Annotated in this window: 19 protein-coding genes and 2 pseudogenes; 13 read left to right on the top strand and 8 right to left on the bottom strand. The window is 65.8% G+C overall.

Annotation, left to right across the window (positions count from 1 at the left end; translation table 11 throughout):
- Nucleotide 1: 1 nt before the first annotated feature.
- Together AC6LJW_RS24375 and AC6LJW_RS24370 are read right to left on the bottom strand one after the other, a co-directional pair.
- A pseudogene (locus AC6LJW_RS24375) lies at nt 2-280 on the bottom strand (WG repeat-containing protein); the annotation flags it as partial.
- Nucleotides 281-1,033: 753 nt separating this feature from the next.
- Nucleotides 1,034-2,986, bottom strand: a pseudogene (locus tag AC6LJW_RS24370) (WG repeat-containing protein); the annotation flags it as partial.
- Nucleotides 2,987-3,505: 519 nt separating this feature from the next.
- On the opposite strand from AC6LJW_RS24370, the gene AC6LJW_RS24365 reads away from it, so the two are divergent.
- On the top strand, nt 3,506-4,747 hold the full coding sequence (locus AC6LJW_RS24365; RefSeq protein WP_498088464.1) for an MFS transporter: 1,242 nt from the start codon (nt 3,506-3,508) through the stop codon (nt 4,745-4,747).
- 14 nt (nt 4,748-4,761) lie between these two features.
- Here the strand turns inward: AC6LJW_RS24365 and AC6LJW_RS24360 are convergent, their stop codons facing one another.
- Nucleotides 4,762-5,142: a cupin domain-containing protein gene (locus AC6LJW_RS24360; RefSeq protein WP_056559599.1), complete on the bottom strand. Its 381-nt coding sequence runs from the start codon at nt 5,140-5,142 to the stop codon at nt 4,762-4,764.
- Between the two features lie 108 nt (nt 5,143-5,250).
- On the opposite strand from AC6LJW_RS24360, the gene AC6LJW_RS24355 reads away from it, so the two are divergent.
- Complete coding sequence (locus AC6LJW_RS24355; RefSeq protein ID WP_056559596.1) at nt 5,251-5,484, top strand: Arm DNA-binding domain-containing protein; 234 nt, start codon at nt 5,251-5,253, stop codon at nt 5,482-5,484.
- Nucleotides 5,481-6,038 (top strand): ureidoglycolate lyase, encoded by a 558-nt coding sequence (locus AC6LJW_RS24350; RefSeq protein WP_056559593.1) that lies wholly within the window; start codon nt 5,481-5,483, stop codon nt 6,036-6,038. Before AC6LJW_RS24355 ends, AC6LJW_RS24350 begins: the two co-directional genes overlap by 4 nt.
- A gap of 7 nt (nt 6,039-6,045) precedes the next feature.
- On the opposite strand, the gene AC6LJW_RS24345 is transcribed toward AC6LJW_RS24350, so the two are convergent.
- The gene (locus AC6LJW_RS24345; protein ID WP_056559590.1) at nt 6,046-6,645 is read right to left on the bottom strand and encodes a hypothetical protein; all 600 of its coding nucleotides are present in this window, start codon (nt 6,643-6,645) and stop codon (nt 6,046-6,048) included.
- Nucleotides 6,646-6,793: 148 nt separating this feature from the next.
- Between AC6LJW_RS24345 and AC6LJW_RS24340 the strand changes: the two genes are divergently transcribed.
- Together AC6LJW_RS24340 and AC6LJW_RS24335 are read left to right on the top strand one after the other, a co-directional pair.
- The gene (locus tag AC6LJW_RS24340) at nt 6,794-7,915 is read left to right on the top strand and encodes a DUF1254 domain-containing protein (RefSeq protein WP_498088463.1); all 1,122 of its coding nucleotides are present in this window, start codon (nt 6,794-6,796) and stop codon (nt 7,913-7,915) included.
- A gap of 9 nt (nt 7,916-7,924) precedes the next feature.
- The gene (locus tag AC6LJW_RS24335; RefSeq protein ID WP_427987598.1) at nt 7,925-8,854 is read left to right on the top strand and encodes a LysR family transcriptional regulator; all 930 of its coding nucleotides are present in this window, start codon (nt 7,925-7,927) and stop codon (nt 8,852-8,854) included.
- A 17-nt stretch (nt 8,855-8,871) separates the two neighbouring features.
- Here the strand turns inward: AC6LJW_RS24335 and AC6LJW_RS24330 are convergent, their stop codons facing one another.
- The 4 genes from AC6LJW_RS24330 to AC6LJW_RS24315 all read right to left on the bottom strand — a co-directional run bounded on the left by AC6LJW_RS24330 (nt 8,872) and on the right by AC6LJW_RS24315 (nt 12,384).
- Complete coding sequence (locus AC6LJW_RS24330) at nt 8,872-9,699, bottom strand: SDR family oxidoreductase (protein WP_498088462.1); 828 nt, start codon at nt 9,697-9,699, stop codon at nt 8,872-8,874.
- 4 nt (nt 9,700-9,703) lie between these two features.
- A complete protein-coding gene (locus AC6LJW_RS24325) occupies nt 9,704-10,903 on the bottom strand; it encodes an ABC transporter substrate-binding protein (RefSeq protein WP_056559580.1) in 1,200 nt (399 codons plus the stop codon).
- 32 nt (nt 10,904-10,935) lie between these two features.
- Nucleotides 10,936-11,868 carry a 3,5-dioxohexanoate:acetyl-CoA acetone transferase gene (gene kce / locus AC6LJW_RS24320; RefSeq protein WP_498088461.1) on the bottom strand — a complete coding sequence of 311 codons (933 nt, stop codon included), beginning with the start codon at nt 11,866-11,868 and terminating at the stop codon, nt 10,936-10,938.
- A gap of 234 nt (nt 11,869-12,102) precedes the next feature.
- Complete coding sequence (locus AC6LJW_RS24315; RefSeq protein WP_006385706.1) at nt 12,103-12,384, bottom strand: peptidylprolyl isomerase; 282 nt, start codon at nt 12,382-12,384, stop codon at nt 12,103-12,105.
- Between the two features lie 289 nt (nt 12,385-12,673).
- Here AC6LJW_RS24315 and AC6LJW_RS24310 point away from each other — a divergent pair, with 289 nt between their 5' ends.
- The 8 genes from AC6LJW_RS24310 (at nt 12,674) to AC6LJW_RS24275 (ending at nt 19,251) form a co-directional block, all read left to right on the top strand.
- Nucleotides 12,674-13,411, top strand: a complete 738-nt coding sequence (locus AC6LJW_RS24310) for a FadR/GntR family transcriptional regulator (protein ID WP_235512011.1) — start codon at nt 12,674-12,676, stop codon at nt 13,409-13,411.
- 36 nt (nt 13,412-13,447) lie between these two features.
- Complete coding sequence (locus tag AC6LJW_RS24305) at nt 13,448-14,806, top strand: aromatic ring-hydroxylating oxygenase subunit alpha (protein WP_056559575.1); 1,359 nt, start codon at nt 13,448-13,450, stop codon at nt 14,804-14,806.
- On the top strand, nt 14,803-15,372 hold the full coding sequence (locus AC6LJW_RS24300) for a 3-phenylpropionate/cinnamic acid dioxygenase subunit beta (protein WP_498088460.1): 570 nt from the start codon (nt 14,803-14,805) through the stop codon (nt 15,370-15,372). Before AC6LJW_RS24305 ends, AC6LJW_RS24300 begins: the two co-directional genes overlap by 4 nt.
- Nucleotides 15,373-15,477: 105 nt before the next feature.
- Nucleotides 15,478-16,470: a Bug family tripartite tricarboxylate transporter substrate binding protein gene (locus tag AC6LJW_RS24295; RefSeq protein WP_498088459.1), complete on the top strand. Its 993-nt coding sequence runs from the start codon at nt 15,478-15,480 to the stop codon at nt 16,468-16,470.
- Between the two features lie 5 nt (nt 16,471-16,475).
- The gene (locus tag AC6LJW_RS24290; protein WP_498088458.1) at nt 16,476-17,669 is read left to right on the top strand and encodes an FAD-dependent oxidoreductase; all 1,194 of its coding nucleotides are present in this window, start codon (nt 16,476-16,478) and stop codon (nt 17,667-17,669) included.
- A 19-nt stretch (nt 17,670-17,688) separates the two neighbouring features.
- A complete protein-coding gene (locus AC6LJW_RS24285; protein ID WP_056559563.1) occupies nt 17,689-18,015 on the top strand; it encodes a 2Fe-2S iron-sulfur cluster-binding protein in 327 nt (108 codons plus the stop codon).
- 31 nt (nt 18,016-18,046) lie between these two features.
- The gene (locus AC6LJW_RS24280) at nt 18,047-18,256 is read left to right on the top strand and encodes a hypothetical protein (RefSeq protein WP_056559560.1); all 210 of its coding nucleotides are present in this window, start codon (nt 18,047-18,049) and stop codon (nt 18,254-18,256) included.
- A gap of 17 nt (nt 18,257-18,273) precedes the next feature.
- Nucleotides 18,274-19,251: a 2-hydroxyacid dehydrogenase gene (locus tag AC6LJW_RS24275; protein WP_175184801.1), complete on the top strand. Its 978-nt coding sequence runs from the start codon at nt 18,274-18,276 to the stop codon at nt 19,249-19,251.
- The last annotated feature ends 53 nt before the right edge of the window (nt 19,252-19,304 follow it).

The following is a 19,304-nucleotide window of genomic DNA, read 5'->3' as shown; positions in this document are numbered from 1 at the left end:
ATCATTCTGCGTTGGCGTTGGCGTTGGCGTTGGCGGTCTCGGCGACCGGCGGCTCTATGCCGGCGGCCTCGGGGCAAGTAAGTTTCTGGGGCGGCCAGCTTTGGCGGTCCTGCGCGTCCACGATCACGACCGTGTCGCATAGCACACCAAACAGCGCAGTCGTATTGCCCTTGGTGTCGATGTACTCGACCAGCCGATTGCGGCGCACTAGCGCGCGCCCTTCGTGAAAGTCGTCCGCCCACGTGAACGCCGGCGCAACTGCATAGCGTCCGGTCAGGTCGACGTAGCCATACAGCTTGCCCGTGCGTTCCAGGCGGCGGGCCCGCGCCAGGCCGTCTTTCATAGGACCAAGCTGGTTGAAGTGCGCACCCACGACACGTTTGCCGCTCGCGTCGATGAAGCCGTATTTGTTGTCGCCATCGCTGTAGGGCACTACACCCTCGCTGGCTTTGTCATAGTCGACGGCGTACCGGCCCGGCAGGCGTGCGATCTCGCGGCCCTGCAGGTCCACCAGAATGCTCGATGAGCCCTCGTCGTCGTTGAAGACGACGCGCTGCATCGAAGCCAGCGGCATGCCGTCGCCCCATTTTTCCAGCACGGTCTTGCCGGTCTGATCGATCACGCGATAGCCCGCGCCGCTGTTGGCGCGCGCCAGGCCTGTCGGCTGGGTGAAGAATGGATTGAATTCCCCATAGCGCGCCGGCACCTTCATGTTGCCGCGCGCGTCGATGGCGCCTTCGCGCTCGTCGAAGTTGATGTAGAGCCAGTCGCCATATTGCTGCTTGTCTTCGGGGCGGCCGTCGGACACGCGGACGGCGCCGCCTTGCGCATCGAACAACACGGCGCTCGCGTCGGCCAGCTCGCCCAGAAAGCGTCCGTCCTTCAGCTTCTGCGGCTTGCCCATCACCGGCTCGCTTGCGTTGCCGGTGCGCAGGTTGATGACCCGATAGGCGCGCTCGGTGTAGCCACCGCGATTGCGCTTACTCTCCGGCGCTTCGGCCAGCATCATGCCGTTGCCCAAGTATTCGAGGTCGTAGGCGCCGTCGTAGCGGGCTGGCAGCACCCACTGGCCGTCACGGTTGATCACGCCCCAGCGGTTCTTGTCCCGGACCTTGGCCCAGTCGTCCTCGAATTCCTGGATTTCCTCATAGGCCGGCTTGAGCACGGGCGCGCCCTTGCTTACGTTCCACAAGCCCGTGCGGCGCTGGCGGTTTTCGTTCACCGCGCGGTATTGCAGCAGTTCGCCATCGAGGCGCGATGCGTCTTCCAGCACGTTGGCGGGAACGCCCACTGTCTGGCCACGGGTGTCGATGAGCAGCGCATCGCCGCGCAGCATGTCTTTCGTGCGGGCCCAGGTGTAGGGGCCCTTGAAGGGCCGCATTTCGCTGTACTGAGGCTCGATGGCCCATGTGCCGTCCGCGCCAATCGCGCCGACCGCGCCGGCTCGATCGGTCTTTGAGCGCGCCACGATGGGCAGCGTGACGTCGTAGGTGTCGATGTTTGCCCAGTCCGGGTTCGTGACGATATCGCCCGCCGCCGTGAGGATGCCGAGCGGCTGGTCATATTCGCTGGGACGCAGGAGGGCCAGCGGCGCAGCGGCATCGACGGCGGACATGCGCGCGTAGTGGAACTCGCTGACGTCGTAGCCGCGCAGCTTGGCGACGGTGGTTTCGTCGAGGATGCCCAGGCCGTCGGGGTTGTAGATCTGGTGCAGCGTCTCGTCGTCTGCAGCGGCGTTGACGCTGCTTTGCACGGCGTCGGCTGCGGCAGTGGCGGTGTCGCTGGCGGCGTCCATTGCGGCGTCCATTGCCGCTTCGGCGGTCGCTTCCGACGGCGTTGCGGGGGTAGGGGCTGCATCCGCATGGGTCGCTTCCTGCGCGGCGTCCGCGGCGTCAGCCGCGACCGGCGGATCCTGGAATGCGGCTGCGGTCTCGGCTTGCGACGCGGCTTGCACGGCTACGCCCGCGGCAGCCGCTGCGGCCTCGTCTTCCGCGCTCATGTCGTCACGGGCCGCGTCCATGCCGGCGGCCGATGTGTCTGCGGCAGAAACAGGCACGCCATACACCCACGCGCGTCCCTGATGAATCTTGACGTCGCCGATGCGCAGGGCAAGTAGCTGCACGCTGCCGCCGGGATCGATCAGCAGCGTCATGCCAGGTTCGACGGCAAAGCCCCAGCCGTCGCGGCGCTGCACGCCCAGATAGTCGCTCTTGAACGCGTGCAGGGGCTCAAGCTTGGCGTCCAGCAGCACCGAGCCGCCCTTCGCGTGCCGCGCCAGCCACACGCCGGGCGCGACCAATTCGACGCGTTCGTAGCGTTGGTCAGACAGCGCCTCGCCGCGCGCGTCCACGAACTCCCAGGCGCGATCCCGGTTTACGGCCAGCACGTCGCCATCGCGCATCGGCGGGGCGAGCGAGCGCAGCACCTGCGGGCTGATCGCCCATGCGCCGCTTTCGTCCAGCAGTCCCCACCAGCCGCCGTAGCGCGAGTCTCGCGACTGCGCCGGCAGATAGTTGCCGGTCGGCTCGGCCAGCGCCATCACGCCGTCGGGCAGCGTGGCCGGCTTGCCGGTGGCGGTGTTGAAGAGGCGCGGCGGGGTAGGAATCTCCATCGCCGCCAGCGTTTGACCGGGCTGGAACCCGCTGGTGCGCGTACCCAGCGGAAAGGTCTTCACGACCTTGCCCTGGCGGTCGATCAGCACGTCCCGGCCGTCTTCTTCGGCCAGCGCGGTGCCCTCGGCATTGAACCCGGTGGCTTCCGCAAAACGCGGCTCGATGACCCAGCGTCCGCGCTTGTCGATATAACCCCAGCGATCCTCCTGGCTGACGGCGGCCAGGCCATTCTGGAAGGATCTGGCGTCCGAGTACGCAGGCGTAATGGCCATGACGCCTTGCTTGTCGATATAGCCCCACGCGGCGGATTCGCCATCGGCGGTGCCCACGAGCACCGCGGCCAGGCCTTCCTGATAAGGCTGGTGGCACGACATGGCCGCGCCTTCGCCATAGGTGCTGTAGGCGCATTGCTGCGCCCAGTTGGGACGCGCGTGCGCATTGTGCGGCGCCATCAGCACCACGCCCGCCAGCGCCGCCACGACCGCCAACGGCTTGAAGAAAGGCGCCGCCGTCATTGCTTGCGGGCGCGGCTGCAAACCGCGGAAATGAAAAAGCCAGATCGGGCGTGCCACATGAGCCGATGCCTGCCGAGTTGATTGGGGGAAGGCAGCACTGTAACCAGGGGCACCCGGGGACGGATCGGCAGATGTAACTATTAAAAACGAAGCGTTAATGTCCACTCGGTGTTGAGCGTAATGGTGGTCAATTTCGCTCAATGGCGCTCAAGTGTCGCGGATCGCGGTCCTACATGCTGACATGGCGCGGTGACGCGACACATTCCCCTCACGCATGCAGCGGACAAAAATTAATCGGTTGAAGCCCCCGCGCGCCGGTTCTGTAATACACCCACTGCCCGCCCGAACGGGGGCGACGTTCCCTGCAAGAGGTTCGCCATGTCCTCCCCCCAAAAATCTTCCCTGGACGCATCCCAACTCTGGCTGCTGGTCCTCGCCGGCGGCGTCGTCATGGGACTTGCCCTGGGCGTGCGCCATGTGCAAGGCCTCTTTCTCTTACCCGTCACGATGGATCGGGGCTGGAGCCGCGAGACTTTCGCCATCGCCCTGGCCGTGCAGAACCTGACGTGGGGCATCGTGCAGCCTTTCACCGGCATGATTGCCGACCGCTATGGCTCGGCCAAAGTGATCGCCGGCGGACTGGTGTTTTATGCGCTGGGCCTTGCTGGCATGGCGCATGCGACGACGCCCGCCGCCTTCATGTGGACCGCGGGCGTGTGCATCGGGATCGCGCTGTCCGGCACCGCTTTCGCGGCCATTTACGGTGCGCTCAGCCGCCTGGTGCCGCCGGAGCGCCGGAGCTGGGCGCTGGGCGTCGCCGGGGCGGTCGGCGGACTGGGACAGTTCACGATGGTGCCCGCAGCGCAATGGTTGATCGGCGGCTGGGGCTGGGTCGCGGCGTTGCTGGCGTTCGCGGTGGTGTTGATGGTCGTGCTGCCCCTCGCATTTCCGCTGCGCGAGCCCGCGAACCGCGTGCGCGATGCGGCCGCGCCCGACGCGAACCTGTCGATGACGGACGCCATTCGCGAGGCCTTCACGCGCCCCGGCTTCTGGCTGCTGAATCTGGGATTTCTGGCGTGCGGTTTCCAGCTCGCGTTCATCGGCACGCACTTGCCCGCGTACCTGATGGACAAGGGCCTGCGCGCGTCGGACGCGGTGGCGGCGCTGGCCATCATTGCGCTCACCAACGTCATGGGCACTTATGTCTGCGGCATCCTGGGCGCGCATCATCGGCGCAAGTACCTGCTGGCGGGCATCTACCTGGTGCGGACGGCGGCCATCGCGCTCTTCGTGCTCGTGCCGCTATCCACGTGGTCGGTCTATGCGTTTGCGGCGGTCATGGGGTTTGTGTGGCTGGGCACGGTGCCGCTCACCAACGGCCTCATCTCGCAGGTGTTCGGCGTGCGCTACATCACGACGCTCTTCGGCTTCGTGTTCTTCGGCCATCAGGTCGGTTCATTCCTGGGCGTGTGGCTGGGCGGCGTGGTGTTCGAGGCCACCCGTTCCTATGACCTGATCTGGCTGGGCGCGATGGCGCTGGGCGTGCTGTCGGCCGCCTTGCACTGGCCGATCGACGACCGCGAGATCCAGCGCGCACGGCCTGCGGGCGCTGCCGGATAGCCAGCAGGGCGCGGCTATGCCAGCCGGTGCTGGGTGCCCGCGCCCATGGTGATGTGCAGCATGCGGCAGGGCTCCATGACCTTGACCGTGTGCCAGGCGCCCTTGGGGATGACGTAGGCGTCGCCGGCCAGCATCTTCACGACCTGAATGCCGGTGGGCCATTCAAGGTGCAGCTCGGCCGCGCCGGCCATCAGGCGCACAATCTCGTCGGCGCCCGGGTGCATCTCCCATTGCGGCCAGTCCGCTGCGAACTCGTATTCGGACACCAGCCAGCCGCGCCCGTAATTTTCAAGGTCCACCGGGGATTGGGACCAGAACTCGTCGCCGCCTGTCATCGTGGCGGCGGCGCCGGAGGCGTCCAGGTACACATAGTGCGACGTCAGGTCGATAGCCATGTTGCGCGTCCTCGGGAGGGGGGGGGATCAGGGCAGTGTATGCCAGCGCGCGGGCTGTCATATCGTTGCGTTTATCATGTCTGCCATCGGCAACAGGGAGATCACGAGATGAACAAGGGATTCGAAGGGGTGCGCCCCGCGTCCGAATCGTCCATCGAGATCGGTTTCTTCTTTGACGGCCGGCATTGTGTCGAGCGTATCCGGGTCAAGCCCACCGCCGCCAACCTCAAGCGCGCTGCCGACCGGCGCGTTGCCATCCTGGAGGCCATCGCGCGCGGCGACTTCGACTACGACGCCGAATTTCCCAAACGCGGCGCTAAGCCATCACAGGGTCCCGCATGACGAGCAACACGCAGCTTGAAATCCACGATCTGTCGCCTGATGCCTTCAACGCCTACGGGTGGATGCTGGGCAAGCCCATGCCGGACGGCAACGGCGTCCCGCTATACACGCACCCGGCCACCGACTTCTGGCACGAACACCAGTTCAACACCGGCGCGGGCGGCGACGCCCAGCTGCTGTGGGTCAATTACCGCAGCCAATCTCCAGAGGTTGCCAGCCTGGAAAAACACCTGCTGACGCAGCAGGCGATCGTTCCGCTGACGGGCAGCATCATCCAGATCGTGGCGCGCAGCGCCGCCGATGGTACGCCGGACCTGTCCACGCTCGCGGCCTTTCATGTAGCGCAGGGGCAGGGCGTGTGCATGCGGCCGGGCTGCTGGCACGCCACCCGCGTCGCGGGCGACGAGGTGACCTGCATGATGCTGACCCGCAGTTCGACCACCGTCGACCTGATCCAGCACCTGACCACCGATGCCAGCGCCACGGAAAGCGCCATCGCCGCCATTCCGGCGCGCCAACTGGAAGTGCCTCAGGATCTGCTGCAAAACGCCTGAGGCAGTGTCATTCCGCTTCGCTGCACGCGTATCCCAGGCGCGAAAAAAGGGGCCACTTGTTGCGGTAGCTGTCTGTCCAGCACATGCCGAAGAAGGCGGCGAAGGGCGCGTCGATCCGCTGCGTTGACACGTGCGCTGCGGCCGCGGCATCGTTCGGGCAGAAGGCCTGGCCCGGCGTCGGATACAGCGCGCCGTCCCAGATCGGCCGCTCGCAATGCTCGCAAAAATTGGACCATTCGCCGGACTGCGCCGGGTTCTGCCGGAAGAACGGCGCAAGCGTACGCAGCGTCTGGGCCACTTCGGGCGCGAGCGCCCGGGTCGACGAGATCATCGCCGGACCGGGCATCGTTTGCCATTGCGCCGGACTGAACAGCCAGTCACGAAACGCCTGCGGATCCAGGCCGGGGCTGTCCGCGTCGTCTTCATCCAGCTCCAACTCACCCTCTGTACTTTCGTGGCCAGGCGGCACGGCCAGCGCCGCCACGCGAGATACCTTGGCGCAGGCGGTGCAGCGGTGCTCGGCTTGCAGCACGAAGTACGATGCCGCGCGAATGTTGTAAGCCTCTCCGTCCGGACCGGTCATGCTGGTGGGGTCTTCTGCTGTCATGCTGCTGTGCCTTTCCTGTTGCGTCGGCACGGTGCACCGATTCTTTGATATGCGGGGGAAATATGCCAGAATCCCCCGGAATTCGAGCCTGGCGCATTACGCCGCCGCCATCGGGCGCCTGCGCCATCCCGTCATGCCGGAGCCCTGAATGCGCCACCGCCAGATTAGCACCGCATTACGCCGCGCCACCTGCCGTCCGTTCATCGGCTTCGTTGCCGCCCTCGCATTGGCGGGCGCCTTGTCCGGCTGCACCTTCAGGTCGCCCGACGCCGCTTCCGGCTCGCAGTGGGTCGGCATCGAAGGCGTCACGGCGCAACAGGCACGCAGCATCGCCCGCGAATCGTACCTGTACGGCGCGCCCATGGTCGCCAGCTATCAGGCCATGTATGCCTACAGCATCGACAAGAGCGGCGCGCAGTACAAAGGTCCGCTGAACTCTATCAATCCGATGGGCACGGCAGCCGCCGCGGCGGCTGGGCTTGATCCCGGCTATCTGTATTCGTACGCCGCGCTGGACCTGCGCGCCGAACCCGTCGTCGTCACCGTGCCCCGCGTTGAAAAGCGGCGCGACGCCTCGTTGCAGGTGATGGATCTGTACATGCACCACATCGGCGACCTGGGATCACGTGGTGTCCGCGGCGGCGTTTTTCTGGTTGCAGGACCGTCCTGGAAGGGCAAGGTGCCACCCGGCATCACGAAGGTGATTCGTTCCGAGACTGAACTTGCCACGCTGGTGGCCCGCACGCAGCGCTTCAATCCCGCCGACCATGACAACGCCAAGCGCATCCAGTCGCGCTTCAAGGTGCAGACCTTGTCCGCGTTCCGAAACCGGGCTGCACCCGCCGCACCCGCGCGGGTGGACTGGATGGCGCCGGTTCCGCGCGCGCAGATGTATTCTTCGCTCGAGTTCTATGATGAACTGGCCTTCCTGCTGCGGTTCGCACCCGTACCCAAGTCCGAGACGATGCTGCGCGAGCGCATGGACAGCCTGGGTTTGCGGCCCGACGAGACCTACGACACCGCATCGTTGAACCCTGCCTTGCGCCGCGCGCTGCAAGAGGGCATGCACGATGCCCAGAACGATATCGACAAGAACCGTGCGGCGAAGGGCAACGATGCCGGCGCGCTGTTCGGCGATCGGGAAGCGCTGAAGAATGATTACCTCTCGCGCGCGACGGGTGCGCAGATGGGGTTGTTTGCTTTTGGTGGCATGAGCGCGCCGAAAGCGTCGCCCAAGCAGCCACCCACGCAGCCACCCAAGCAACGGTAGGCGCGCTGCATGAAGCGCAACTTCAACATCCACGACCTGCGGATCTTCTACGCGGTGGTCATGACGGGCTCGACGCGGCAGGCGGCGCTCGCCATGCACCTGACGCAGCCGGCGATCAGCCACGCGATCTCACGCCTGGAAAGCGCGACGGGCGTCCAGCTGTTCGACCGGTCGCACAAGACCCTGCGTCCCACCGAGGCGGGGCAGTACCTCTACAGCGAGGCCAAGTTCGTGCTGGACGAACTGGTGCGCATCGACGAAGCCCTGCACAGCATTGAACAATTCGGCGGGCGCGGACTGCGCATCGCATCGTCGCCTGCGCTGGCGCTGGGCTACGCGCCCGATGCCGTGCGCCGCTATCTGGACCTCAATGGCACGCGGCCATTTTCCATCGACGTCGAGTCGTCGATGCAGGTCATCAGCGCGGTGGAGACAATGCGCGCCGACTTCGGCCTGGGCGCCGTCGGTCGCGACAGCACGCGGCTGACCTTCACGCCGTTCCTGCGCGCGGACGTCATGGCGATTGCGCACCGCGAACACCCGCTGGCCGGACGCGATGCCATCGCAGTGCTGGACATTCCGCCGGACACCTACGTCAAGCCGCTGTGGTCCGACTACGTCGTGGCGCAGGGCGATATCGCCGACTCGCTGCTGCTGCGGTCCGGCATGCAGGCGCACATGTCGCTGTTGCCGGGCACGGTACGCGCGGTCAAGGGCATCAGCCTGGTCAATGCGCTGTCCGCGTCCGACATCGTTGCGTCGTTTCCGGACCTGGTTGCGGTGCCGCTGGCCTCGCGGCAATGGTTCGATTTCATGCTGATCACCCGCGCCGAGTCCCGCAATAACGAACTGACCGCGCGCCTGCTGGATGCCCTGCGCGCCACCGCCCAGACGCGGCGGCAGGGCGTCTACGCAGAGACGATCGCGCTGCTGCCCTAGCGGCGACCGCTACCCGGTCATTGCGCCGGCGGCTGCCAAGGCAGCGATTGCAGATCGCCGTCGATGCTGATTGCCTGCCCGCTGACCATCGCTCCGAAAGGGCTGGCCAGGAACAGCGCCATGTTGGCAATGTCCGCGGCGCGCACGAACTGCCGCAGGCTGACGCCGGACAGCTCCAGCCGAGTCTGTTCCTCCACCGACAACCCCATGTTCTTCGCCCGGGCCGCGATGACCCGTTCGATGCGTGGCCCGGCCACCAGCCCCGGCAGCAGCGCATTGACCCGGATGTTCAGCGGCCCCAGCTCCATCGCCAGCGAGCGGGTCAGGCCAACGACGCCCCATTTGGTGGCGGCATAAGGCGTGCGCATGGGCAAGCCCATCCGGCCCGCCACCGAGCTGATGTTGATGATGCTGCCGCCGCCCGACTCGCGCAGCGCGGGCAGCGCATGCCGCACGGTGTGGAATTGCGAGGCCAGGTTGATGTCCAGCGTCGCGTCCAGCTCCTGCGCGGTGATGTCGGCGATCCCCGCCGTGGGGCCCGCGATGCCAGCGTTGTTCACCAGTACGTCCAGCCCGCCAAGATGCGATAGCGCCGTCTGCATGTAGCGGTCGATCTCGTCGCGGCTGCCAACGTCCGCGCGCGCCCAGGCGTGGCGGCTGGCGGCCAGGGCCTGGTCATCGACATCGCACAGATGCACGCGCGCGCCACGTTCCGCGAAGGCGTCGGCCAGCGCGGCGCCGATGCCGGACGCGCCAGCCGTGACGATGACCCGCGTTCCGGTCAGATCAACGGGCAGGGAGGAGATCGTCGTGGGCGAATTGAGAGGGGTGTTGGATTGGGTCATGGCGTCAGGGCTTCATCAAGCGGCAGGTCGATTCCGCGGGCGACGTGTACACCTGGTCGCCCGGCACGCGCGCCACCAGCTTGTAGTAGTCCCACGGGGCCTTCGATTCCGCCGGCGTCTTCACCTGCATCAGGAACATGTCATGCACCATCAGCCCGTCCGCGCGGATCTTGCCGTCCTTCACAAAGAAGTCGTTCACGGGATTGGCCTTGAGCCACTTCATGATGGTGTCGCCGTCGGTGCTCTTGGTCGCTTCCACCGCCTTCAGATAGGTCGTCGCTGCGGAATAATCGCCGGCCTGCAGCATGGAGGGCTTCTTCTTCATCACGGCCTCGAAGCGCGACGCCCATTTACGCGACGCGTCGTCCTGGTCCCAATACCACGCCGTGGTCAGGTACATGTTCTGCGCCGCTTGCAGGCCTAGCGCATGAACATCGGTGATCAGCACCAGCAGGCCCGCGATCTTCATCTTGGGCGTCAGGCCGAACTCGTTGGCCGCCTTGACCGCGTTGCTGGTGTCGCTGGCGGAATTGGCCAGCCCCAGCACTTGCGCGCCCGAGGCCTGCGCCTGCAGGATGAACGACGAGAAATCGGCCGTGTTCAGCGGATGCCGCACCCGGCCCTTGGCGTTGCCGCCATCGGCCTGAACCACCTTCGACGCGTCCCGCTCCAGCGCATGGCCGAACGCGTGGTCCACCGTCAGAAAGAACCAGTCCTTGTTGCCTTCTTTCATCATTGCGCGCGCCGTGCCGCGCGCCAGCGACACCGTGTCGTACACGTAATGCACCGTGTAAGGCGTGCACTGCGAGTTCGTCAGCTCGGACGCACCCGCGCTCACCACGAAGAACGGCGTCTTCTTTTCCTCGGCCACCTTCGCCATCGCCAGCGCCGCCGCCGAGTTTGCCCCCGCGATCAGCATGTTCACGCCGCGCTGATCCAGCCATTCGCGGGCACGTGACGACGCGATATCTGCCCGATTCTGATGGTCCGCGACCAGCACCTCCACCTTCTTTCCTGCCACCGTGCCGCCCAGGTCTGCAATGGCCATCTTGATCGCCTCGGCGCCACCCGGACCATCGGCGTCGGCCGACAGACCCGACATATCTGTGATGAATCCGATTCGGATGACCCCGTCATCGGCCTGAGCCGCCGCCGCCATGCCCAACAGCGCGGCCAAAGCCGTCGCGCGCAATGTTTTTTTCATGTCTCGTCTCCCCACTGGATGGATGTGTGTTTTCAGAACGCGACGTTGCCGCGTCCCTTCAGTTGCAGTGTCTCGCGTGCGTCGTCGGGTGTGGCGACCTGCAAGGACAGGTCTTCCAGAATGCGCCGGATGCGGCGCACCTGGTCCGCGTTCGACAGCGCCAACTCGCCGGGGCCGTCCCACAACGAATCTTCCAGGCCCACGCGCACGTTCCCGCCCATCGTGGCCGCCATCGTCGCCAGCGGCGTCTGCTTGCGCCCCGCAGCCAGCACCGACCAGATGTAGTCGTCGCCAAACAACCGGTCCGCGGTGCGCTTCATCATCATCACGTCCTCGGGATGCGTGCCGATGCCGCCGCGGATACCGAATACCGACTGGATCAGGAACGGCGGCTTGAGCAGCTTGCGGTCCACGAAATGCGCGGCCGTGTACAGGTGCCCGATGTCGTAACACTCGATCTCAAAGCGCGTGCCGTTGTCGCCGCAAGACGCGAGGATGTGCTCGATGTCCTTGAACGTGTTGCGAAAGATCAGGTCGTTGCTGCCCTCCAGATACGGCCGTTCCCAGGCGTGCTTGAATTCCTTGAACCGCTCCAGCAGTTCATACATTCCGAAGTTCATCGACCCCATGTTCAGCGACGCCACCTCGGGCTTGAACTGCAAGGCCGGGGCCATGCGCTCGGCAATGGGCAGCACCGGCGAACCGCCCGTCGTGATGTTGACCACGACGTCAGACGCCTCCTTGATGCGTGGCAAAAAACGCGCATACAGCGCCGGATCCTGCGTAGGCTTGCCGGTGTCCGGTTGACGCGCGTGCAAATGCACGATGGCCGCGCCCGCTTCGGCGGCGTCCAGCGCGGACTGCGCGATCTGATCGGGAGTGACGGGCAGATGGGGCGACATCGACGGCGTGTGGACCGAACCGGTGATGGCGCAGGTGATGATGACCTTCCTGGACTTTTTCATGGGCCTCTGGCGCCGTGTGATTGCGCTGTGGATTCTTGTGGCCCCGGCTGTCTCCTCCGGGTGTGGGCCATTCTGTCGCAGGCCTTCGGGTCCTGTCACCTGAACAGAAATTATCAATTGATAGGGAATCCGGTGCTGCGGTGCAACGTGCGGGGTGGCTGACGCTGGGCGAAAAAAAGCCGCCGCCAGGATCGCTCCTGGCGGCGGCTTTCTGAGCCAATTGGCTGCGGGACCTTAGTCCTTGCGGCTGGTCACTTCGACCAGGTGGTAGCCGAACTGGGTCTTCACCGGGCCTTGCACTTCGCCGACCGGGGCACTGAACACGACGGTGTCGAATTCCTTGACCATCTGGCCCGGGCCGAAGGTGCCCAGGTTGCCACCGTCGCGGCTCGACGGGCAGCTCGAGTTTTCCTTGGCGAGCTGGGCGAAGTCAGCGCCATTCTCGATGGCGGTCTTGAGTTCGTTGGCCTTCGCTTCGGTGGAAACGAGGATGTGACGGGCGGAGGCTTGTGCCATGAGGGAACTCCTTGCAGACTGATTTGGGGAGGGGAGAGTAACGCATTCGCGTGAACTCGCTACGTTGGCAATCATAATCGGCGATCGATCCGTCCCCGGATCAGGTCTGGTGTGCGCATGTGACCAGCATCCGCACTTCCCCTAATACCTCCCCCCATCCTTATACGATTATCGTATTTTCAACGCATCCCTCCCGGGGCGCGTCCACAGCCGAGGCAACGCGGGCTGGCAATGAGATGCACGTTTTCGGACGAGACTTCCTATGCCTGATTCAGCTTCCCGAGTACTGTTGAAACGAGAGTCGGTCCCGCCGTTCTCGTCAGAGCCCAATCTGACGGACCGTGTCACCGAGATGCTGCTGGACGAGATTACCAGTGGCGACTACCAAGTCGGCGAGGTCCTGCCGCCTGAGCAGACCATCGCCACCCGGCTTGGCGTCTCGCGCACCGTGCTGCGCGAAGCGGTTTCCCGCCTGAAGGGCGATGGCATCGTGCAAAGCAAGCAGGGCCGCGGGCTGACCGTCATGCAGACGGCGCGGCCGTCGGTGTTGCGCATGCAGGCGGCGGACATTGGCGATGCGGATCAGGTGCTGCGCATCGTGGAATTGCGCCGGGGCTTCGAGATCGAGGCGGCGCCGCTGGCGGCGGCTCGGCGTGATGAGGACGATCTGGCCGCGATGCGGCTGGCGCTGCGCAAGATGGCCGACGCGATTGCGTCCGGCGACGTGGCGGTTGGCGTGGATGCCGACATGGAGTTCCACCGATGTGTGGCGCGGGCCACGCGCAACGAACACTATCTGAATTTCTTCGATTTCCTGGCGGTGTTGCTCAAGAAGAACCTGCGCGTGTCGCGTTCGCGGTCGGCCAAGATCGCGGGCCGCGGGGCGCAGGCGCAGAAAGAGCATGAGGCGCTGTTTGCCGCCATCGAGAAGGGCGACGTGGAGTTGGCGCGGCAGCATGCGCGCACGCACGTCGACAACACGGAAGCACGTCTGCGTACAGCGGCGGCCACGGCTGAGAAGTCGTAGGCGCCCATTAAGGGCATCCTCCAAGGGGAAGTGGTGATGGGTCAGAAGACGATCGACGAGTTGGTGCGCGCCGAGGAGGGACTGGTCAGCCGGTCCATCTTTGTGGACGAAGAGATCTTTCAGCAGGAACTGAAGCAGATCTTCTCGCGCGCGTGGCTGTTTGTGGGGCACGAAAGCCTGGTGCCCAAGCCGGACGATTACTTTGTCTCGCGCATGGGCACGGAATCCGTGATCCTGACGCGCGACCGGCAGGGGCAGATCCAGGTCATGCTAAATAGCTGTGCGCATCGCGGCATGAAGCTGTGCCGCTATGACCACGGCAACAACCGGACTTTCACCTGTCCGTACCATGGCTGGAGCTTTTCCACCGACGGCAAGCTGGTGGAACGGCCCGGCGAGCTGGTCGGCGTGCCGGGCCACGCGACGCACTACAAGGGCGAACTGGACAAGAAGCAGTGGGGTCTGAAGACGGTGGCGCAGGTGGTGAACTACAAGGGCGCCATCTGGGCGACCTGGGACCCCAATGCGCCGCCGTTCCTGGACTACATCGGCAACATGCGGCTGTATCTGGACGCGGCGCTCGATCATCGCAACGGCAGTCCGGGCGGCTCGGAGGTGATCGGCGGCGTGCAGAAGTGGCGCGTGAAGTGCAACTGGAAGTTCGCGCCCGAGAACTTCATTGGCGATCTTTACCACGACATCAGCCACCGCTCGGTGGACATCGTGGGCATCGGCCCCGGCGGCGGAAAGGGGCGCCGCGATGCGTCGGCCACGCGTTCGGCGATCTGTTTTCCGGAACTGGGCCACGGTCTGCTGGGCCGGTTGCCGTTCTACGAAGAAGGCCCCTACGCGCCGCAGTACGGCCGCTATCCGGAGGTGGAAGCCTACTACCGCGAAATTCACGAGCAGCGCGAACGCACGCTGGGTTCGGCGATGCGGGTGCAGACCAGCGTAGGCACGATCTTCCCGAACATGTCGTTCCACGGCCGCCAGCCGCGCACGCTGGCGGTGTTTCATCCGATCAGCTCGACCGAGATGGAAATGTGGCGCATGTACCTGGTGGACAAGGATGCGCCGGAAGCAGTTAAGGACGCGGCTCGGCATTACTTCTTGCGGTATTCCGGGCCGGGCGGCATGACCGAATCCGACGACATGGAGAACTGGACCGGCGCCACAGAGGCCAGCATGGGCGCCATGTCGCGCGAGCTCTTCTTCAACTACCAGATGGGCGTGGGCCACCGGCAGGACGTGCCCGAGATTCCGGGCTGCGCGGTCAACGGGGAATACACCGAGGAGAACGCGCGGATCTACTACCGGCGCTGGGCGCAATTCATGAACGGCCTGTCCTGGGACCAACTGATGGCGGGCGCGGTGCGCCTGGAGGAAGCGGCATGAATGCAACCATCGAGAACGCGCTGCCCGTGGCGCAGGACGACAGCGTGGACGACATGCTGCTGTGGTGGGAAGCGCATCGCTTCCTGCACTACGAGGCCGATCTGCTGGACCATCGTGAGTTCGACAAGTGGCTCAGCCTCCTGGACGACGCCATTACGTATCGCATGCCGCTGACGCGCAACGTTCGCCGCGACGCGATGGCGCAGGAATACTCCGGCAAGCAGGATGCCGCCTGGTTCGACGAAGGCATCGACACGCTGCGCCAGCGCGTGGCGCAGATCAAGACGGGCATTCACTGGGCCGAAGAGCCGGCCTCGCGCGTGTCCCATCTGGTGACCAACATCCGCGTGCTGGACGTGACGCCTGACGAGGGCGGCGGCGACCTGGTGCGGGTGCGGTCACGCTTTCTGATCTATCAGAACCGTTTGCAGTCCGAAGTGAATCTGTTCGTGGGCAAGCGTGAGGACGTGCTGCGCAGGCGGGACGGGCGCTTCACGATTCTGTCGCGCGAGATCCATCTGGACCAGAACGTTCTCTTATCGAAGGCGCTGACGATCTTCTTCTAGCGCGACTATGCCGGACCCGGCCCGTCTGCCGGGATTCGATGGTTTTCCTTCCACTCGGGGCCAGACCGCCGACAGGACGCGCTCGCCCATACCTGGAGTTGCAGCATGCAAAGACGTACTGTACTGAAGGCCATTGCCGGCGCGGCCGCGATGACGGCGACGGGAATCTCGTGGGGCGCCGACGCCGCGTATCCCAGCAAGCCGATCCGCCTGATCGTGCCGTACCCGCCGGGCGGCGTCACGGACGTGGCGGGGCGTCTGGCCGGAGACATCCTCAGCCGCAAGTTTGGCCAGCCCGTGGTGGTGGAGAACCGGCCGGGGGCGAACGGCATGATCGGCAGCCAGCAGGTGGCGTCCGCGCCGCCGGACGGCTATACGTTGCTGCTCAATGGCCTGGGCGGCATGGTGCTGCCGATGGCCACGGTGACCGGGCTGCCGCTGGACACGGCGCGCGCCTTCACGCCGATTGCGCAGATGGCCGAATTTATCAACGTGCTGATCGTGCAGGCGGACTCGCCGATACGCAGCGTTGACGACCTGATCGCCACGGCGCGCAAGCGCAGCAAGGATGGCCTGAACTACGGGTCCAACGGCATCGGTTCGTCGGTGCATCTGACCACGGCGTTCTTCGCGCAGCACACGGGCACCAACCTGCTGCACGTGCCGTATAAGGGCAGCGGCGAAATGCTGGTGGATGTGGTGAACGGCAACCTGGACTTCAGCTTCAGCAACCTTCCGCCGGTGATGGGACTGATCCGCAAGGGATCGATTCGTCCGATTGCGGTGACCAGCAGCTATCGCAGCAAGCAGTTGCCGGACGTGCCGACGATGGCCGAGCAAGGCGTGGCGGACTTCGACGTGACGAGCTGGCTGGGCGTGTACGGCCCCGCTGGCATGGCGCCGGACATCGTGCAGAAGATCAGCTCGGCCTTGCAGGAAGGCATGGCGCAGCCGCAATCGGTGGAAACCTTGACCGCCGCGGGCTTTGAGCCCAAGCCGCGAGGGGCCGACGCCTTTGCGGAGCTGAACCGGGCCGAGCTGGCGCGCTGGAAGCAGGTGGCCACCAAAGCCAGCATTTCGCTGAAATTCGGAGCCTGAGCATCATGGAAACCTCATCAGTCCCGCAGCGTGTTCACACGGCCATCATCGGCGCGGGGCATGCGGGCGTGGAGTGTGCGTGGGCCTTGCGCGCGGCGGGCGTCGACGGCGACGTCGCGCTCTTTGGCGCCGAAGTGCATGCGCCCTACGAACGGCCGCCGCTGTCCAAGGCGCTGCTGACCGGCTCGACCAGCGCCGAACGCATCGCGTTACGAGCAGGCAGCGCGTATGAGAAATCGCGCGTGATCGTGGTGGCGGGCGATCCGGTGGCCGCCATCGACACGGCGGCGCACACGCTGCGCACGGCGTCGGGCCGCGAGGTGGCTTTCGAACATTGCGTGCTTGCCACCGGCGCCAGCGCGCGCGGCATTGCCGAGGTGGCGGGCGATCAGGTGTTCTCCGTGCGAGGCCTGGACGACGCCCACCGGCTGCGCGAGGCGTTGCGGCCGGGCATCCGGCTGCTTGTCGTGGGCGCGGGGTATCTGGGGCTGGAGGCGGCCTGCTCGGCGCGCAAGCTTGGCGCGGAAGTGCTGGTGCTGGAGCAGGGCGGCAACGTGATGGCGGGCAAGGTGTCCGAGCCCACGGCGACGCGCATCGGCGACCTGCACCGCGAGGCCGGCATCGAGATCCGCCACGGCGCGGCGGTGCGGCGCTGGGAACGTACTGCGACGGGTTGGCGCGCGCACCTGGCCAGTGGCGATCCGATCGACGCCGAACTCGTGCTGGTATCGATTGGCGCGGTTGCCGAGACGGCGCTGGCCGAGGCTGCGGGACTGATCTGCCTGGACGGGGTGGTCGTCGACGAATGCTGCCGGACTTCGGCGCCCGACGTCTACGCCATTGGCGATTGTGCGAGCGCTTTTCGGGGCGAGCTGCAGCGCTACGCCCGCATCGAAAGCGTGCAGAACGCGCTGGCGCAGGCACGCACGGCGGCGGCCGCCATTGCCGGCAAGGCGCCGCCTGCGGCGCGTCCGCCCACGTTCTGGTCCGAGCAGCAGGGCCGGCGCCTGCAGATGGCTGGTCTCGTCGACCCGGCCGCGCCTTGCCGGGATGTTCTGCTGCCCACTGCCAAGGGCTGGCTGGTCGAGCGCTATCAGCACGGCCGCCTGGCCGCGATCGAAGCGGTCGACAGTCCCGTGGAATTCATCAAAGGTGTGCCGCGCATCGGCGCGCCCGAAGCGGTTCCGGCCGCTGTGTAAACGAAGCCTTGGAGACAACATGCCCGTTGCGATATTTGAATTGCCCGATGGCGCCGAACAGGTGCTGGACGTGCCCGACGACTGGTCGCTGATGGAGGCCGCGCGGCGCGACGGCCTGGAAGGCATCGTGGCCGAATGCGGCGGCGGCGCCATCTGCGGCACCTGTCACGTGCAGGTGAACGCCGAATGGCACGCGCGGCTGGAGCCGCCCGGCATGGCCGAGGAGGCTTTGCTGGAAGTCGTGCCCGAGCGCTGCCCAACCAGCCGCCTGTCCTGTCAGGTCATCATGACGCCCGAGCTGGACGGCATCCGCGTGCGCGTGCCGTCATCGCAGCTTGAACTGTAGCCGCGCCGGCGGAACCACAAGGAGCCACCGCATGGCCGACAACAAATCCATCAACCTCGTCGATCTGCAACCCGGCGTGCGCGTGCGCATGGCGGATGGCGCTTTGGCCGAGATCGTCGAGAACCCGCAAGACGGCTTCTGGCTGATTGTTCGTTACCTGGACCATCCCGCCGAACCCGCGCTGGTCGACGCTGGTGAGCAGCAGGTGTTTGCCACCGACGTCGAAGCAATCGAACCCTGACCCCACTGGAGCCCCCAATGAATCAAAAGCCCAAAGTCATCGTCTCCGCGCCCGTGCCGCCGGACCTGCGCGAACGCCTCGCCGAGCGCTGCGAAATCCTAGAAGTGCCCACCGGCCAAAATCCCGCTGACGTGCTGGGTGAAGACGAGCGCGCGCAGATCGAAGGCATGGTGTGCACGGTACGCACCAAGGTCGATCAGGCGTTGCTGGATGCCTTGCCCGCGTTGAAGGTCAGTTCGAACTTCGCCGTGGGATTCGACAACGTGGACCTGGCGGCCGCCACCCGGCGCAAGGTGCTGATCTGCAATACGCCGGGCGTGCTGGACGGCGCGGTGGCTGATGTGACCATCGGCCTGATGCTGTGCCTGTCGCGCAACCTGGTGGCGGGCGATGCCTTTGTGCGCAGCGGCGCCTGGACCAAGGGCGCGTTTCCGCTGACGCGCGACATTCGCGGCAAGACGTTGGGCCTCTTGGGCATGGGCCGCATCGGACGTGTCGTGGCGCGCGCGGCGCAGGCCTTCGACATGAAGGTGATCTATCACAACCGCCGCGAGGATCCGCAAGCCGAAGGCCTGGCCACCTATGTGGATCGCGATGAGCTCTTCAAGTCGTCGGACGTGCTGAGCGTGCACATCCCGCTGTCGGCGGAAACGCGTCATTCCATCGGCAAGCGCGAGCTGGAACTGATGAAGCCCACGGCGTACCTGATCAACACCGCGCGCGGACCGGTCATCGACGAGGCCGCATTGGTGGAAGCGCTGCGCGCCGGCACCATTGCGGGCGCGGGGCTGGACGTGATGGAGCAGGAACCGCTGCCGGCCGACAGCCCGCTGTGCGCCTTGCCGAACGTCGTGCTGCAGGCCCACGTGGGCAGCGCCACGCACGAAACGCGGCGCGCGATGATCGACCTGGCGGTGGCCAACCTGATGGACGCGCTGGGCGGCCAGAAACCGCAGGCGATGGTCAACGCCGAAGTCTGGCAGGCGCGCGCCTGACGGCAGCGCGCCGTTAGGCGCGGCCCCGCCAAGGTGGGGCTGAAGGGGCGGGG

This window comes from Achromobacter sp. 1012554356 (genome assembly GCF_059760815.1).
This window is presented reverse-complemented; position numbering and strand designations above follow the sequence as displayed.

Excerpts from the sequence above, each read along its gene's own strand:
- AC6LJW_RS24365 (WP_498088464.1), top strand. The coding sequence starts at position 3,506 with ATGTCCTCCCCCCAAAAATCTTCCCTGGACGCATCCCAACTCTGGCTG.
- AC6LJW_RS24360 (WP_056559599.1), bottom strand. The coding sequence starts at position 5,142 with ATGGCTATCGACCTGACGTCGCACTATGTGTACCTGGACGCCTCCGGC.
- AC6LJW_RS24355 (WP_056559596.1), top strand. The coding sequence starts at position 5,251 with ATGAACAAGGGATTCGAAGGGGTGCGCCCCGCGTCCGAATCGTCCATC.
- AC6LJW_RS24350 (WP_056559593.1), top strand. The coding sequence starts at position 5,481 with ATGACGAGCAACACGCAGCTTGAAATCCACGATCTGTCGCCTGATGCC.
- AC6LJW_RS24345 (WP_056559590.1), bottom strand. The coding sequence starts at position 6,645 with ATGACAGCAGAAGACCCCACCAGCATGACCGGTCCGGACGGAGAGGCT.
- AC6LJW_RS24340 (WP_498088463.1), top strand. The coding sequence starts at position 6,794 with ATGCGCCACCGCCAGATTAGCACCGCATTACGCCGCGCCACCTGCCGT.
- AC6LJW_RS24335 (WP_427987598.1), top strand. The coding sequence starts at position 7,925 with ATGAAGCGCAACTTCAACATCCACGACCTGCGGATCTTCTACGCGGTG.
- AC6LJW_RS24330 (WP_498088462.1), bottom strand. The coding sequence starts at position 9,699 with ATGACCCAATCCAACACCCCTCTCAATTCGCCCACGACGATCTCCTCC.
- AC6LJW_RS24325 (WP_056559580.1), bottom strand. The coding sequence starts at position 10,903 with ATGAAAAAAACATTGCGCGCGACGGCTTTGGCCGCGCTGTTGGGCATG.
- kce (WP_498088461.1), bottom strand. The coding sequence starts at position 11,868 with ATGAAAAAGTCCAGGAAGGTCATCATCACCTGCGCCATCACCGGTTCG.
- AC6LJW_RS24315 (WP_006385706.1), bottom strand. The coding sequence starts at position 12,384 with ATGGCACAAGCCTCCGCCCGTCACATCCTCGTTTCCACCGAAGCGAAG.
- AC6LJW_RS24305 (WP_056559575.1), top strand. The coding sequence starts at position 13,448 with ATGGGTCAGAAGACGATCGACGAGTTGGTGCGCGCCGAGGAGGGACTG.
- AC6LJW_RS24300 (WP_498088460.1), top strand. The coding sequence starts at position 14,803 with ATGAATGCAACCATCGAGAACGCGCTGCCCGTGGCGCAGGACGACAGC.
- AC6LJW_RS24295 (WP_498088459.1), top strand. The coding sequence starts at position 15,478 with ATGCAAAGACGTACTGTACTGAAGGCCATTGCCGGCGCGGCCGCGATG.
- AC6LJW_RS24290 (WP_498088458.1), top strand. The coding sequence starts at position 16,476 with ATGGAAACCTCATCAGTCCCGCAGCGTGTTCACACGGCCATCATCGGC.
- AC6LJW_RS24285 (WP_056559563.1), top strand. The coding sequence starts at position 17,689 with ATGCCCGTTGCGATATTTGAATTGCCCGATGGCGCCGAACAGGTGCTG.
- AC6LJW_RS24280 (WP_056559560.1), top strand. The coding sequence starts at position 18,047 with ATGGCCGACAACAAATCCATCAACCTCGTCGATCTGCAACCCGGCGTG.
- AC6LJW_RS24275 (WP_175184801.1), top strand. The coding sequence starts at position 18,274 with ATGAATCAAAAGCCCAAAGTCATCGTCTCCGCGCCCGTGCCGCCGGAC.